This is a genomic window from Psychromonas sp. SA13A, assembly GCF_011378715.1.
Lineage (GTDB): Bacteria > Pseudomonadota > Gammaproteobacteria > Enterobacterales > Psychromonadaceae > Psychromonas.
In genome coordinates this window covers 56,177-72,307 of sequence record NZ_WTKU01000004.1, presented here as the reverse complement: position 1 = coordinate 72,307, position 16,131 = coordinate 56,177, and the positions used below count along the sequence as shown (strand labels likewise).

General features: G+C 38.0%; 13 protein-coding genes. 4 read left to right on the top strand and 9 right to left on the bottom strand.

What is annotated here, in order from left to right; genetic code table 11:
• Window positions 1-13: 13 nt before the first annotated feature.
• The 7 genes from GQR44_RS05680 to GQR44_RS05650 all read right to left on the bottom strand — a co-directional run bounded on the left by GQR44_RS05680 (window position 14) and on the right by GQR44_RS05650 (window position 7,597).
• Window positions 14-1,714, bottom strand: coding sequence for a serine protease (locus tag GQR44_RS05680; protein WP_166370443.1), 1,701 nt, complete (start codon window positions 1,712-1,714; stop codon window positions 14-16).
• A gap of 150 nt (window positions 1,715-1,864) precedes the next feature.
• Window positions 1,865-2,212, bottom strand: a complete 348-nt coding sequence (locus GQR44_RS05675; protein ID WP_166370173.1) for a putative quinol monooxygenase — start codon at window positions 2,210-2,212, stop codon at window positions 1,865-1,867.
• 399 nt (window positions 2,213-2,611) lie between these two features.
• Window positions 2,612-3,076 (bottom strand): NfeD family protein, encoded by a 465-nt coding sequence (locus tag GQR44_RS05670; protein ID WP_166370171.1) that lies wholly within the window; start codon window positions 3,074-3,076, stop codon window positions 2,612-2,614.
• Window positions 3,077-3,078: 2 nt separating this feature from the next.
• Window positions 3,079-4,014, bottom strand: coding sequence for a slipin family protein (locus tag GQR44_RS05665; RefSeq protein WP_166370169.1), 936 nt, complete (start codon window positions 4,012-4,014; stop codon window positions 3,079-3,081).
• A 393-nt stretch (window positions 4,015-4,407) separates the two neighbouring features.
• Window positions 4,408-4,974 (bottom strand): elongation factor P-like protein YeiP, encoded by a 567-nt coding sequence (yeiP, locus tag GQR44_RS05660; protein WP_166370167.1) that lies wholly within the window; start codon window positions 4,972-4,974, stop codon window positions 4,408-4,410.
• 23 nt (window positions 4,975-4,997) lie between these two features.
• Window positions 4,998-5,324 (bottom strand): TusE/DsrC/DsvC family sulfur relay protein, encoded by a 327-nt coding sequence (locus tag GQR44_RS05655; RefSeq protein WP_166370165.1) that lies wholly within the window; start codon window positions 5,322-5,324, stop codon window positions 4,998-5,000.
• Between the two features lie 80 nt (window positions 5,325-5,404).
• Window positions 5,405-7,597 carry an FUSC family membrane protein gene (locus GQR44_RS05650; RefSeq protein ID WP_166370163.1) on the bottom strand — a complete coding sequence of 731 codons (2,193 nt, stop codon included), beginning with the start codon at window positions 7,595-7,597 and terminating at the stop codon, window positions 5,405-5,407.
• Between the two features lie 281 nt (window positions 7,598-7,878).
• On the opposite strand from GQR44_RS05650, the gene folD reads away from it, so the two are divergent.
• The gene (gene folD / locus GQR44_RS05645; protein ID WP_166370161.1) at window positions 7,879-8,733 is read left to right on the top strand and encodes a bifunctional methylenetetrahydrofolate dehydrogenase/methenyltetrahydrofolate cyclohydrolase FolD; all 855 of its coding nucleotides are present in this window, start codon (window positions 7,879-7,881) and stop codon (window positions 8,731-8,733) included.
• A gap of 97 nt (window positions 8,734-8,830) precedes the next feature.
• Here the strand turns inward: folD and trxB are convergent, their stop codons facing one another.
• Both trxB and rne read right to left on the bottom strand, forming a co-directional pair.
• Window positions 8,831-9,781 carry a thioredoxin-disulfide reductase gene (gene trxB, locus GQR44_RS05640; RefSeq protein ID WP_166370159.1) on the bottom strand — a complete coding sequence of 317 codons (951 nt, stop codon included), beginning with the start codon at window positions 9,779-9,781 and terminating at the stop codon, window positions 8,831-8,833.
• 169 nt (window positions 9,782-9,950) lie between these two features.
• Window positions 9,951-13,049 (bottom strand): ribonuclease E, encoded by a 3,099-nt coding sequence (gene rne, locus GQR44_RS05635; protein ID WP_166370157.1) that lies wholly within the window; start codon window positions 13,047-13,049, stop codon window positions 9,951-9,953.
• Window positions 13,050-13,379: 330 nt separating this feature from the next.
• Between rne and rluC the strand changes: the two genes are divergently transcribed.
• The 3 genes from rluC to GQR44_RS05620 all read left to right on the top strand — a co-directional run bounded on the left by rluC (window position 13,380) and on the right by GQR44_RS05620 (window position 16,112).
• Window positions 13,380-14,318: a 23S rRNA pseudouridine(955/2504/2580) synthase RluC gene (gene rluC / locus GQR44_RS05630; protein WP_166370155.1), complete on the top strand. Its 939-nt coding sequence runs from the start codon at window positions 13,380-13,382 to the stop codon at window positions 14,316-14,318.
• Window position 14,319: 1 nt separating this feature from the next.
• The gene (locus GQR44_RS05625) at window positions 14,320-14,964 is read left to right on the top strand and encodes an HAD-IA family hydrolase (protein ID WP_166370153.1); all 645 of its coding nucleotides are present in this window, start codon (window positions 14,320-14,322) and stop codon (window positions 14,962-14,964) included.
• Window positions 14,965-15,134: 170 nt separating this feature from the next.
• The gene (locus GQR44_RS05620; protein ID WP_166370151.1) at window positions 15,135-16,112 is read left to right on the top strand and encodes a glycosyl transferase family protein; all 978 of its coding nucleotides are present in this window, start codon (window positions 15,135-15,137) and stop codon (window positions 16,110-16,112) included.
• The last annotated feature ends 19 nt before the right edge of the window (window positions 16,113-16,131 follow it).

Here is a 16,131-nt window from a genome sequence, read left to right as displayed (position 1 = left end):
ATAGCAATAATGGTCATTGTGGTCGTTGAAAATAAAATAAACGCTGTTTATAACAGGCGAGTAACAACAATAAAAATAGACTCCAGTATTGTAAACTACCTCCGCCGCTTGAGCTTTTTGAAACAGAAGCATTAGTAAAAACTAAAGTAGGTGCGGTGATATCATTACTATCCACTTCACCTGGTTTTTGAAAACGGATATTGTGGATAAATGCTTTATCAGACCCACTGTTAATACTACTATCTTTTGAGTATTGCCAAGTAACAAGGTTGGTTGTGCCTGATAATGAGTAGGTTTTTGATGAAAATTGTTGATCGCCCGAAATGCTATCCATTTCAACGCCGTTAATCAGTAACGTTAATGTATCGTAGCCATCTTCGGAACTGACTGCCCAATCAAAATGTAAAGTTCCTTGCCCTGATATAATAGCAACAAATTGAGTTTGTTGATTCGCGTTGATAGCGGGTGAGCTTAAATAGTTAACATCATTGACAACTAACCAAGGTGATGAGTTTGATTGATACCACCTAATTTGATTATTATTAGGCAGTGATACCGCATCTGCACTGACTTTACGCATGGCGATTGCCGTTAATAATATAGGCGGATTAGTGATTGTACTAACACCTGTTTCAATCTCAATATTGGCTGAATCTTCACTATTATAGGAGCCGCTATTAGGGCTATAGGTTAAGTTTAATGTGCAGGTTGCTTGCGTCGCTAAATTGTCACAATTGTTACTTTCTAATTCAAACAGAGTGTCATTTGTAAGAGAGAATATAGGAGCAAACGATTGTTCTGACTGGTTTTGTATCAATATTTCAAAGGTATTACTTTCATCAATATCTGCCACAAAATAGTGGGTATCTGTGAGTGCTGTAATGCCTGTGATGTTAGACTCTATCCAATCTTGATAGTTAGATACTTTAGTATAAACACCCGCCGTCTGAGGTTGAGCGCATCCTTGACCAAAACTGACAATACCAATTTGTTGAACAGTTTCGGTGGCCGATTCAACTAATAACGGTCCGCCACTATCACCTTGGCAAGAATCTAAACCACCATTGTTCACATCACCCGCACAGATCATGTTATCTGTAATGTTTGGCATGACACTACTGCAACTTTGTGAAGATAAAAGTGGCAGTGTTACCTGCCTAAGGATACTTGGGTAGCTTACGGGTATATCTTGACCCTCGCCTTTAGAGGCATAGGCAATAGTAGATCCCCATCCGATAGCAGTAGCCATAATATTATCTACACTAATAGATTGTGCTGTTTCTAAGCTAGATAAACGGCTAACGGTTTGCTGTGTTAACGTTTCAGATAGTTTTAATAAAGCGATATCATTATTAAATGTTTTTTCATTAAAAGCAGGGTGGATGATAATTTTAGTTATATTTGTGGAAGTGGTACTAGGGTTGGAAGATAAATTATATTCACCCACGGTGGCAATGATCTTACTTGCTGTTTGATCAATAACACAATGTGCAGCAGTCAGTACCCATTGTTTATCGATTAAAGTACCGGCACAAAAATGTTGTTTACTTGACTGGTATTTTAAACTAACCACCCAAGGGTAATCAGACTGTTCTGAAACCTGATCTCCACCGACGATTCGACTAGATATTTGAGACTCATCAGCCAATACATAAAATGATGGTAATAATAAAAACCAAAGGCTAAAAAGGTTATACAGTTTATATTTTTTCATTTTATCTCTGTCCACGTTAAGGCAATTAATGCATGTAAAGTGTATGTAAATTACTTCTGCATATACTTTTTCTATGACTTTATTATGAATTTTATTGGCTGAATTAAGCCTCAAAACTTAATTGTATTAATAATTATATATTTAATCTTTCTATAGGGTGGGAGCGTCATAGTGATGTGGTTGGTCACTATAAACACACACATTATGATCCTCAACCAAACCTGCTTCATCGACACATTGTTGTTGAAAAAACGCAAGGATCTCTTGACGTTGGCAATGAGCTTCAAAGGCGGCTTTATTTTCCCAAATTTCATTAAAAACCAGTGGAAAGCTGTCGCCCGAAGCAAACTCATTTTCTATTTTTCTGGTCACGAGATATTGTAAACAACCATCTTCTCTTAGTGTATTTGGCTCAAGAGATTGCAATATTTTGAATAGTGCTTCTTCTTTGCCAGGTTTGGCTTTAAACATGGCGATACAATAAATTTTTTGTGACATGGATTATCCTGATTGAATTCAAATAATAAGAGTAATAAATTAAAACGATATTACTGATTAGTCCTTTAATTAACAACTTTATAGCAAGACTAATTAATAAAAAAGCACTTAGCTATTTCTTTGTGAGTGCTTTTAGGGACGTAATACTTTTATTTCATTGGTAAATAGGGATGCAAAGGTTAAGTTGGCTTGAGGTCATGGTGACATAAGCATGTGTAACGATAAGCATAAAAATACTGCAAATTAATTGCGCTTGTCTGACAAGAATCTTAATTGCAGAGATGATCCTATGGCTTTATGAACCTATGACCTGAGTAGATAAGGGTTACTGGAAGCTATTAATTTCGATAAATAAACAAGATTTGAAAAATGCATAGTCAATGAGATATTTAAGTTCGATTAAGCTGATTCTTTAACCGCTTCAACAGTTAATAAGCCCACTTCCATTTTTACGATACTCACTTCAGTACCTGAAGTTAGGGGCTGTTTTGCTTTAACTTGCCAATCAATCCCTGAGTAACGATGGGTGATCCTTTTCCCCACTGTTAAATCTTCTGATAAAGTAAACTGGTGACCTATCATGTCATTGTTAACTTGATTTAACGTTACATTATTTTGCATACGTTTCATCGGTTTCCAACTGATCACCGCGACAATACTAGAGATTATGGCGATCGCTAACAATGCACTCAGTATCGTTTCCGATAGTATTCCTAGTAGCATCAATAAACCTGTAATTATTGTACCAATACCAATAAAAAATAGTACAAAGGTTGAGAAACCTAATACTAGTACTTCGGTTGCTAACATGATCAACCCTAGTACTATTAACATTTCTGGCAGATGAGAAAGTAAGTAGTCCATAATTAGCCTTTATTTAAGCTATTAATAATGGTCATAGCTTGTGCAACCATTGATGCCGCATCATTGCCACTATCAGGTAATAACACCACAGATGATTCTTTTGCGATCGCCGCTTTTGCTTCAATTGCTTTAGTCGCCAAATCGAGTTGAATCGCTTTTTGACCTTCCTCTGTATTAGCCGCTTCACCGACCATACGTAAAGATTCTGCCTGTGCTTTTGCAACGGCAATAATTGCTTGTGCTTCACCTTGAGCTCGTAATACTTGCTCTTCTTTTTCCGCTTCAGCGTTTAAGACAACAGAACGTTTTTTACCTTCGGCAACGTTAATAGCAGCTTGACGATCACCCTCAGACTCTAAAATTTGAGCACGTTTAATACGTTCTGCTTTCATCTGTGTTTCCATCGCTTCCATTACTGTTTGCGGTGGTACGATATCTTTTATCTCATAACGTAAAACTTGAATGCCCCATGGGCCAGATGCCTCATTAATAGCTGCAACTATGTTGGTATTGAGTACATCACGTTCTTCAAAGGTTTTATCTAATTCCATTTTACCTAGTTCAGAACGCATAGTTGTTTGAGATAACTGCGTTACTGCAAACACATAATCATCTACGCCATAACTGGCCTTCACCGGATCTAATACTCTGAAATACAAAACACCATCGACACTAAGAGAAATATTATCGCGTGTGATCGCACTTTGACTCGGTACATCGACAGCTTGTTCTTTTAAAGATCGATCAGCACCAATACGATCAATAAACGGAATAATAAAATTAAGGCCTGCTTCTCGAGTTGATTGGTATTTACCGAATCTTTCAATCATGTAAGCCCGATTTTGTGGAACAAAAATGATTGATGACTTTAAAATAACGAACACTAACACAAGAATAAAAACTTCAATTCTTAAAAAGTACTCAAACAAAATATCCATAGTAAATCCCGTTTTAGAAATAAATCAGTTAACAATCAATAGTCTTAAAATAGCAGGTTGCTTGGCACATTCATACTCTATTTACTTAGACATATAACATAATGGATTGTATTGCTTGGTTTAGTATTGAAGATGATCACGTTTTTAATGAAGGGGGAGGTTAAAAATTATTTAACTAGGGTATGACAAAGTAATTTATTACTATGTAAAGCGCCGTGTAAAGTGATATATAAATTGCGGTGTAAAGAGAAGCCGGTTTAAAAACCGGCTTCTTAACAGGTAGGGTTATCTGAGTTGATTTAATTTACAGTCTGTACATTAACTTAAGCCTACATTTAACTTAGATCTACATTTAGCCTAAATCTTTCATTAAAACCAGAACCTGTATTAAAATTATGCACGCCCCATAAATTTCTTCTCGGCAGTGTTCACACGTATTTTATCACCAGTAGAGATATGTTCAGGTACTTGTACGGTTAAACCAGTAGATAAAATAGCTGGTTTAGTACGTGCAGTCGCAGAACCGCCTTTGATTGATGGGTCTGTTTCTACGATAGTTAAATCAACACTGGCAGGTAATTCAACACCTACCGGTGCGCCATCAACTATAACCACTTGTAGGCCCTGTGTATTTTCATCAATAAACAAAACTTCATCAGCTATGCTTTCTTTGTTTAAGTTGTATGGTGTGTAGTCTTCATTATCCATGAATACTAACTCATCACCATCAAGGTATGAAAACACAACATTACGACGAATTAAGTCAGCCAGTGTTAACATATCGCTGTCTTTAAACGTTTCGTCGGTTTTTGCGCCAGATACTACATCGTACATACGCATGCGGTATAAACTACCACCTGCACGCCCCTGAGGTACTGAACGTTCAATGTCTTTGATAATGTAAACACTGTTGTTAAATTCAACAGCTGTATTTTTTTTGATATCACTTGCCTTAGGCATATTATATTTCCTTTATATAGTGCTTATATACATCGTGCAGGTTTAGGTAAACCGGCAATTTTAGTCGCTTGTTTCGCTGGGCCGTCTGGGAATAATCGGTATAAATAACGGCTATTTATTTTCTCTGCGCCGTACTTGTTTTGCATCGCCTTTACTAATGCACGTATTGCCGGAGAGGTATTAAACTGCTCATAAAAATCGCGTACAAAATAGATAACTTGCCAATGCTCGTCGCTCATGGTGATATTTTCTAATTCTGCGATAGCAGCCGCTAGAGATACATCCCACCCGTTAGCATCAAGTAGGTAACCCTGCGTATCTGTTGCTATTTCTTGACCGTTAAATATCAAGTTTAATTCCTCTAAATAGTGAACGCTTAATGGGTGCAAAATTCTATATCAAAAATATTCAGTTGCCTATTCAAAAAATATTAATCTGACACTTTACTTTCAATTTGTTGCAGCAGTACCTGAATATCCATGGCGGTAAAAGCAATTAAACGCAATTGTTCAACGATTAATTTGGATTCATCTGACAAGCCTTGTTTATAGGACTCAAAAGACTCAATCTCAATTTTATCAATAGCCGTCTGTTTTAACTCTGGGCGGTACGTATATAAAATTTGTTCTGCTGTACTATCAAACAGACGCTGTAATACTACTAAATCTTCATTGGTCTCTATTTTATGGCGATGTGAAGACAGTGCTGCCATATAGCAGTTAAGTGCATCACAACGGTTTACTAACCCATACATCTCTTGTTTAAGGTGCTGTTTGGAACTTGGCTCAAACAGCATGCTTTGCCAAGCCGTGGTTAAACCTGCATCAGCTTTAAATGAAGCAAAGCGGGTTTGTCTAAAAATCATACTTTCGCTACGCCCAAAGCGGTACTGTTGAGATATTTGCTTGAAATAACGACTGCTATTAAGCAGTAAGCCATTGACCATCGCAGGAAAACGTTTGAACTGCCAATCAGGATAAATAACACTGATCGCTATTGCACTTAATACACAACCTATGATGGTTTCATAGATGCGCTCATACAACACATCGACTCCGGAAGGAGCCAGTAAGTTAGTTAAGAACATGACAAATAAGGTGATAAAAATAACCGCTAAACCATAGTTTGTTCTGACGTAGTTAATGAATAAAAAGGCGGACAAAATCATTAATACAATTTGTACTGGGTTATTTTCGATCAGAATGAACGCCGGAAAGCACATTAAAATACCGAGTAGCGTGCCAAAACTTCTTAAAACTAAACGTTTACGTGTCTCACTAAAACTAGGCTGGCAAACAAACAGCACCGTCGATAAAATCCAGAAGCCGTTATGAAGTTCGAATTGCACTTGAATTAAATAGGCAAACACCAGGGATAAACTAATCCGTACCGCATGCTTATATACGCCAGTTTTTTGAAGATAAGCATTGTGAATGCTTTTCCAGAATGAGTTTTTAGGTTGTTGCTCATTATCAACGATAATCGGATAGCTATGTCCTGATTTATTAAGTTCATGCATATCCCCCAAAGATACAAGTAAGCAATCTATGCCTTCGAGGTTGTCGTAAATAGCTTGCAGCGCTTGCATGGCCTCTTGGTTATTATCAAATAATTGCAGTTTTTGCTTTAACAAATAAAGTTGGTCTGAAAGGGCATGAATGGTCCACTTCAGACGCCTTGAGTGTTGATATTGCTTTTTGTCATTGATGCTAGCACCGAGCATATGACAATCATCACTGAGTTGTAAAAACAGTTGATGGAAGCCTTCGAGAATTTGACTACGGCCAAAGGTATGTTCTAGTTGACTATATAAGTATTGGCTAGCGCTAATACGTTCATGTATTTGCTCTGCGACTAAATAGTATTGGTTTAATAAACTTAATTCACGCTGGTGGTTATTAGCTTGGTATTGGCCACGGATCATATCTCGTGATGATTCTAATCGCACCATGATGCTGATATTAAGCTGAGCTAATTTTTGTCGTGTTTCAGTGATGGCTTTTCGCGAATTACCTTTCTGAGCATCAAAGAGGTCTGATTTTTGATGCTGATAACGACTGATTGCATAAAATAGCTGTGCCAGTTGTTCTCGAATAGTGCGGTTAGGGCTAAAATGAGACCAAAAAATAGCAAATAATCCGTACCACAATACACCGATGGCTAATAACAATGGTTGTTCAAACCAAGCAACATTATCTCGATGTCCTATCATGGTGTAGATAGCAATTAAAATGGCACCAAAGCCAATTTTGCTATAATGCATACCTAAACTTGCCAACATCATAAATGCAAAGGAAGATGTGCCTAAACCAATGGCAAAAAACAACGGGTAGGGTAGTAGCAATTCGACACTGGATGCGGCGATAAAAAAGCAGGCGATGACGGTTGCAATAAACTTTTGTCTATCTTTAGTATTCTCATCTACCTCTACAATGGCTGATGCCATTACGCCTAAACATAGTGACAGTGAAATAGCTAAATTCGATTGTTCAAAGAATCCAATATCGAGGTCAAATATGGCAGGGATAAAAGTACAGGTCATTGCAATCACGACTCTAAACCCAGAGTGGGCATTCGAGTCAGAAATTAAGCGTCTAACCATCAACGTTAAAGGGTTTTGCATAGATGACTTCTCATGGTTTCAATACTCAATAACCTAAAGTGGGGTGTTGTTCTTCAAATAACTCTTGAGCAACATATTATTGAATACTTATATTAATATCAGCCTATTTTTCAAGTAACTAAATACGTTAACTAAAAAAACAACTAATTTTGATTTAAAGTCAGGATATTACCTTAAAACCCTAACTCTAAGTTACTAAATTTTGTATCTTTGATGTGACATTTTAAGTGACTTTTGCGACAATAGCGTGGAATTTTTTTAACTAAAAAGAGTAATGTTTGATGTCTGCACAAATCATAGATGGAAAAGCGATTGCCGCTGCGATTACCGATAAAGTAACTGCGGGCGTAAATGCACGGAAAGAAAAAGGATTACGCGTACCTGGACTTGCCGTTGTATTGGTAGGGGGCGATCCTGCTTCACAAATATATGTACAAAGTAAGCGCCGTACCTGTGAAAAAGTAGGGTTTACTTCGAAAGCTTATGATTTACCAGAATCAACTTCTCAAGAGACATTATTAGCATTAATAGACGAGTTGAATGACGATAAGACCATTGATGGTATTTTAGTGCAATTTCCATTGCCAGACGGGTTAGATGAAACATCAGTAATAGAGCGTATTGCGCCTAACAAGGATGTGGATGGTTTTCATCCTTATAATGTCGGTCGTTTAGCGCAACGTATTCCCCTATTAAGATCTTGTACTCCACGTGGCATGATCTCTATGATTGAAGCGATTGGTGTTGATATTCGTGGTATGCACGCCGTAGTTGTTGGTGCCTCAAACATAGTAGGTCGTCCGATGACGTTAGAGTTATTATTAGCGGGATGTACCACTACAACCTGCCATCGTTTTACTAGAGACCTCGAATACCATGTTCGTCAAGCTGAAGTTTTAGTGGTTGCACGTGGACAAGCCAACTTTATTCCCGGTGAATGGGTTAGAGAAGGTGCAATTGTATTAGATGTAGGTATTAATCGATTAGAAAATGGTAAAATAACCGGTGATGTAGAGTTTGATGTCGCTAAAGAAAGAGCGGCATGGATATCACCAGTACCTGGTGGTGTTGGGCCGATGACAGTAGCAACATTAATTGAAAATACGTTGTTCGCTTGTAATGAATTTCACTCGTAGACGGCGTAAATATTGTTAATTAATGTTTAAGTTTATGTTTTAGAAATAAAAAAGACTGCAAATGCAGTCTTTTTTATACGAATTTTTGTAAATATTATTACAGGTTATCTAGGTATTTTTCTGCATCTAGTGCAGCCATACAACCTGTTCCTGCAGAAGTGATCGCTTGACGGTAAATATGGTCAGACACATCACCGGCGGCAAAAACACCTTCGATAGAAGTTTGAGTAGCATTACCTTCGCTACCTGTGTGTACTTTTAAGTAACCATGATTCATGTCTAATTGGCCTGCAAACATATCTGTGTTTGGCTTATGACCAATGGCAATAAACACACCCATTACTGCAAGTTCTTCGGTTTTGTCAGATAATGTATCTTTTAAACGTAATCCTGTTACGCCCATATCATCACCTAATACTTCATCTAAAGTACGGTCAGTATGTAAGATGATATTACCGTTTTTAACTTTTTCATTTAATCGATCTAAAAGAATTTTCTCAGAACGGAAACCAGTACGGCGATGTATTAAATGTACTTCAGAAGCAATATTTGACAAGTATAATGCTTCTTCAACAGCCGTATTACCACCGCCAACAACCGCCACTTTTTGGTTACGGTAAAAGAAACCATCACAGGTTGCACAAGCAGAAACACCACGACCTTTAAATGCTTCTTCAGAGTCTAACCCTAAATAACGAGCAGAAGCACCCGTTGCAATGATCAACGCATCACAAGTGTAAGTACCTGTATCGCCTTTTAATGTGAAAGGACGTTTAGTTAATTCAACTTCGTTGATATGGTCAAAAATAATTTCCGTATCAAAACGTAAAGCATGTTCTTTCATGCTTTCCATAAGACCAGGACCTGTCATATCCGCTGCGCCGCCAGGCCAGTTTTCTACTTCAGTTGTTGTTGTTAATTGTCCACCTTGTTGCATACCCGTGATCATAACTGGGTTAAGGTTTGCACGTGCGGCATAAACTGCGGCCGTGTAACCTGCAGGGCCAGATCCTAAAATTAACAATTTTTTATGTATAGTTTCGCTCATATCGTTACCTTGAATAATAAAAAGACTAGCCAGTTGTATTTTTTAAACTGCGCTAATTAATAATTGATAAAGTTTATTAATACTAAACTTTTGAAGTGACAATTTCAGTAAAAAAAAACGGATATCTCATCGAAATATCCGTTCTTATTGATAGGTAATAACTACTAAACTATAAAGACGTTTTTACCATTTCGCTACTAGCACGGTTACTTGCAAATGAACTACCAGCTTGTTGTGAAGCTTTCACAATTGCTTGACGTTCAGTTGCAGCTACAATTTGAATCTCTTTAGTTAAATCTAAAGGCTCTGAAATTGTTTTAACCATAGCTGAGGTTGATTTACCCTTAGCGTTGCTGACTGTGCCGTGAGAACTTGAGGTTGATTGATTACTAACAACCTGAGCAACTGTCTCCACAACAGGCGCAGTTTCAACTTCTTCTGCCTTAACTTCGGTTACCTCAACTTCAGTTTCTTCAACCTTAACTGCTTCAGCTTGCTCGGCTTCAGTTTCTTCAACCTTAACTGCTTCAGCTTGCTCAGCTTTAGTTTCGTCAACCTTAGTTTCCTCTGCCTTAGGCTCTTCAACATTTGCAGCTTCAACTTCTACAGTGTCAACTGCATTAGTTTCTTCTGTAACAGGTTGTTCGCTGTTCGTTGTTGCTAACTGCTCAGCGGCTTCTGATTTAACGGCTGCAGGTTTTTTTGTAACCGGTAAGATCTTTTCAGCTGCCGTTACAGGCACTTGTTGAACACTTTTTTGTAGTTGTTCAGCTTCCTGTTGAGGCGCTTGCTTATCCGCAATGTTATTAACATTTTCGGCAACAGGTACAGTGGCTTGTACAGAATTTTCTTCAATTGCTTGATCGTCTGATTCAGGGTAACGGCTAGTTACTGCTACTTCATCTACATTATCTTGGTTACGTTTATTATTACGTTGTCCATTGTTACGTAAGTAACGTGAACGACGGCTAGGGATCGCAACAGGAGTATGTGCTTCTTGATTCGCTTGCTCAGATGTTTCGTTCTCTTTTAGGTCTTTAGCATCATTAGCAGCAGGTGTTTCTGTTGCTGGAGTTTGCTTAGTCTCTTCAGGAGATTTTTTAACCTTAGCTTTCGGTTTTTTCGTTTCTACTGCTGGTTGATTATTTGCTTCAACTTTTACATCAGCAATATCTGCACTTTCTACACTTTCTACCTTGCTAGTTTCGACTGTATTTTCAGGCTGTTGAACACGAACTTTCTTACGCATGTTACGACGTTTACGACGTGCGACGATAACTTCTTGGTTATTACCTTTGTCGTTATTATCTTGAGCCGGTTTTGCTTCGTTCTCGTATTTTTTAGTCTGTTGTGTTGCTTTGCGATCTGGAGACTTACGATTAGTGCGGCGATCAGTACTGTTGTCCGTTGTTTTATCGTTACGATCAGTGCGGTCGTTACGAGGATTGCGGTTACGGCTTTGATTGCTTTTAGTATTACGTGGGTTACGCGTATTACTAGGTTGCTCTTTTTTCTCTTCTGGTTTAGGAGAAGTTTCTGCTTTTACTTCTGGTTCTTTTTTTGAATCATCACTAAAGAATTTTGCAATAGATTGCACTATCTTAGTGAATAAAGAAGTCGTTGGAGCAACTACAGCTTGTGGTGCGGCTTTTGTTTCAACAGCAGCTGTTTCTTTATTTGGCGCACTAAAGCCTGTTAATAAAGGTTCCTCGATCTCATTACTTTCTATTTGAGCGATATTAGGAATATAAACTGTGTGTTGTTTTTCAAGTGCATCGTAATTGATGTCTTCTTTACCATCTTTACGCGTACGCTTCACTTCAAAATGAGGAGTAAGCAGATTTGCGTCTGGTATGATGTAAACTTCACAATTATGACGATTTTCGATTTTAGCAACTGATTTTCGTTTTTCATTTAACAAATAAGCAGCGACGGCAACCGGTACACGCGCTTGAATTTGAGCAGTGTTTTCTTTTAGACCCTCTTCTTCAATCAAACGTAGGATTGCAAGAGATAAAGAGTCATTATCACGAATTGTGCCTTGGCCATGACAGCGCGGACAAACGCGTGATGCTGATTCACCTAAAGAAGGGCGAATACGTTGACGAGACATTTCCATTAGACCAAAACGAGAAATTCGGCCTAATTGAATACGCGCTCTATCCTGACGTACAGATTCACGCATTCTGTTTTCAACTTCACGTTGATGACGAGCTGGTGTCATATCGATGAAATCGATAACTACTAAACCACCAAGGTCACGTAAGCGTAATTGGCGAGCGATCTCTTCAGCAGCTTCTAAGTTGGTATTAAATGCTGTTTCTTCAATATCGCCACCACGTGTTGCACGCGCAGAGTTGATATCGATAGACGTTAGTGCTTCAGTTGGGTCAATAACAATTGAGCCACCAGAAGGTAAACGAACTTCACGTTGAAAAGCAGATTCAATTTGGCTTTCAACTTGGTAATGTGTAAATAGTGGGATTTCACCTTGGTATAGTTTAAGGCGATTAACGTAATCAGGGCGGATCATTTCGATATGATTTTTGGCTAATTCAAAAGTCTTAGCATGGTCAATCACAATCTCGCCAATATCACGGCGAAGATAATCACGAATTGAACGAACAATAACGTTACTTTCACGATGGATTAAAAAAGGAGCTGCTTTGGTTTTAGAAGCTTGATCAATAGCTTGCCAGTGATTAACCAGAACGTTTAAATCCCATTCTAATTCTTCAGCTGATTTACCAACGCCTGCGGTACGTACAATCAAACCCATACCATTTGGTAATTTAAGGTCAGATAATGCTGCTTTTAATTCAGTACGCTCATCACCTTCAATGCGACGTGAAATTCCGCCAGCTCTTGGGTTATTTGGCATTAGGACTAAATAGCTACCTGCTAAACTAATAAAGGTAGTTAGTGCTGCACCTTTATTACCACGTTCTTCTTTTTCGATTTGAATAATTACTTCTTGGCCTTCTTTAATAACATCTTTGATGTTAGGGCGGCCTTTGAATGAATATCCTTCTGGAAAGTAGTTTCGAGCAATTTCTTTAAGTGGTAAGAAACCATGACGTTCAGCGCCGTAGTCTACAAATGCTGCTTCTAAACTTGCTTCAACACGTGTTATTTTACCTTTATAAATGTTTGCTTTCTTTTGTTCGTGACCTGGACTTTCGATATCAAGGTCGTACAGTTTTTGCCCATCAACGAGGGCTACACGTAACTCTTCTGCTTGAGTTGCGTTGATTAACATTCTTTTCATTTGTGAACTCTTGTTTTATTTTTTTCGTTATTTTTATATGTACTAACTGTTTTTGCATGCTTGACCTCATGTCTGGTTATACAATCTCTCGACTGGAAGTATTCTGAGGTGCGTTACAAAGCGGATACAAAAAAGTGTTAAATCAAAAATAATTTAACACTGCAGCGTTACATTCTAATCATTTGATTTGCTTTCGTAAATGCTATGCCTACTAGCGCTTTTAAAATCATAAAATCACGAGGCATTAACTTTGTTATTGTCGCATTTATATCTACTTACAAGCAACAAAGTTTTTACATATTATGTGATTAGGCGTGATAAACTTAACGAATGGAACAGATAAATCACTCAGTACGCATTATTGACATCGCTCAAGAAAATGCACAACAACGTATCGATAACTTTCTTCGCTTACACCTTAAGGGCGTGCCTAAAAGCATGATCTATAGAATTGTACGCAAGGGAGAAGTTCGTGTTAATAAAAAACGCATCAAACCCGATTACAAACTACAGGTAGGCGATAGTGTTCGTATCCCGCCAGTAAAAGTGGATCCGGAAAATGCATTACCGTCCCCTAAACTCAACAGCATCAAAAATTTAGAGTCAGAGATTGTGTATGAAGATGATGGTTTAATCATTCTTAATAAACCTTCTGGACTTGCGGTTCATGGTGGCAGTGGTCTAGATTTTGGTGCAATTGAAGGGTTACGCGCCTTACGTCCCGAAGCCCGATTCTTAGAGTTGGTACATCGCCTTGATAAAGCCACGTCAGGTTGTTTATTAATTGCTAAAAAACGCAGTGTATTACGTGCGTTACATGAACAACTTCGTCAAAAAACCATGAAAAAGCAATATTTTGCTTTAGTAAAAGGGCAGTGGAATATAAAAGACCGCTTAGTCCGTGAGCCGTTATTAAAAATACCTCAAGATTCTGTGGTTAAAGTGAGCCCATTAGGGAAAGCTTCAGAAACACATTTTAAAATTGTTCAGCGTTATGAAGGCGCAACCTTAGTTGAAGCGAGTCCTGTTACCGGACGAACGCATCAAATACGTGTTCATGCGGCATGTAAAGGACATAATATTGCCTGTGATGAACGTTATGGCGATAAAACTTTTGATAGTAATATGAAGTCATTAGGTTTAAACCGATTATTTCTACACGCTGCGCATATTACTTTTTTCCATCCTGTGCTAGAGAAAAGAATGACGGTGAGTGCACCTCTTTGCCCGCGTTTAGAAGAATTATTAGGTAAATTACAGCGAAGCTAATATGAAACATCCATTAATTATTTTTGACTGGGATGGGACCTTAATGGATTCCATCGATAAAATTGTGCTGTGTATGCAGCAAGCAGCAAAAAATCAACAACAAGTTGTGCCTACAGAACAGGCAGTTAAGAATATTATTGGTTTAAGTTTATTAAAAGCAATGCAGCAGTTGTTTCCCTCGTTATTATTATCACAGCAAGCTTCACTGGTTGAGGCTTATCGTGAGCAATATAATACAATGCATCATATCGATACCCCTTTTTACGACGGAATCGCAGAGTTATTAACTCATCTGAAAGTACAGGGTTATGTTCTTGCGGTTGCAACGGGTAAGGGGCGTAATGGCCTTAACGGCATGATGCAAAAAACAAATACTGAACATCTATTCTCTGCAACCATATGTGCCGACGAATCGAACTCAAAACCGGATCCATCAATGATTCATTCATTATTAAAAGAATTGGATTTCAGCCCTTCACAGGCGTTAATGATAGGTGACTCTAGTTACGATTTAGACATGGCAGCTAATGCGGGTGTTAAAAGTTTAGGTGTGAGTTACGGCGTACACGGACGAGACAAGTTAATGTTATCTAACCCCATTGCCGTTGTTGATTGTTTGGTATCGCAATTACATCGATATATTTAACCTCAATTCTAGATAATGAAAGCACTCCTATATTTAAATTCATAAAGTTATATTACTTACTATAAAGTGCAGCTAGTGTTTTGCTTATCCTGAATAGAGAATTTTTAATTATGTTAGTCATTTTTTAAATATAGTCTTGGTAAAACGGCTATAGATTAATAAGGATCATAATGTTTAGCGAATATATAAAATTAACCGGTCGTGGTGAAAAAGGCCGTCGTTCATTGACGATGGATGAAGCACAACAAGCATTGACTGATTATTTAGAAGGTAGGGCAAGTTTATTACAATTGGCCGTATTGTTAATGTTACAACGTGTCCGCTGTGAAACACCCGAAGAAGCTGCAGGATATATTGCCGCATTACGTAATAAAGTGCCGAGAGAATGGCAGGGTTTATCTGTGGATCTGGATTGGCCATGTTTTGCTGGTAAAAAAAGACAACCACCTTGGTTATTGCTAGCGGCAAAAGTATTAGCCGCTAATGGTGTTAAAATTTTATTACATGGGCATATGAGTGTTGATTTGGTGAAATATCAAGTCGAGTCCGCTTGCCCTGTTTTGAATATTACTATTGCAGATACAACTGAAAAAGCACAATTGGCTTTGCAAAGTGACGCCTTAGTTTATGTTCCTTTATCTGCCTATTGCCCTGAATTAATTGAGCTATTAGCGCTAAGAGAGCAAGTTGGTTTGCGTACTCCTCTTAATACTGTGGCGCGCAGTGTTAACCCAAGTAATGCTCCCTATAGCATTCATGGTGTATTTCATAAAAGTTACGAAAAAATACATGCGCAAGCTGCGCTGTTAAATAATGAACATAGTATTATTGCTTTTAAAGGTGAAGGCGGAGAAAGTGAAGTCAACCCTCGTGTTTCAACGTTGGCTTGTGGTGTTACGCAAATCAATGGTAAAGCACAATATATTGAGCAAGATTGGCCTACGTATTTAGAGGATTTCACCGGTGCACATACTGAGGTATCAGCAGAATACCTATTAAAAGTATGGAAAAAAGAGATTGATGATGCCTATGGTGATGCTGCTGTGATCACCACTATTGCAATGGTTTTGAAGCAGATGCAACCTGACTCTTCTCAAGATGAAGCATTACAAAAAGCCAAACAATTATGGGAAGGTAGGACTTTATAAATTTTAGCTAATTAATCAG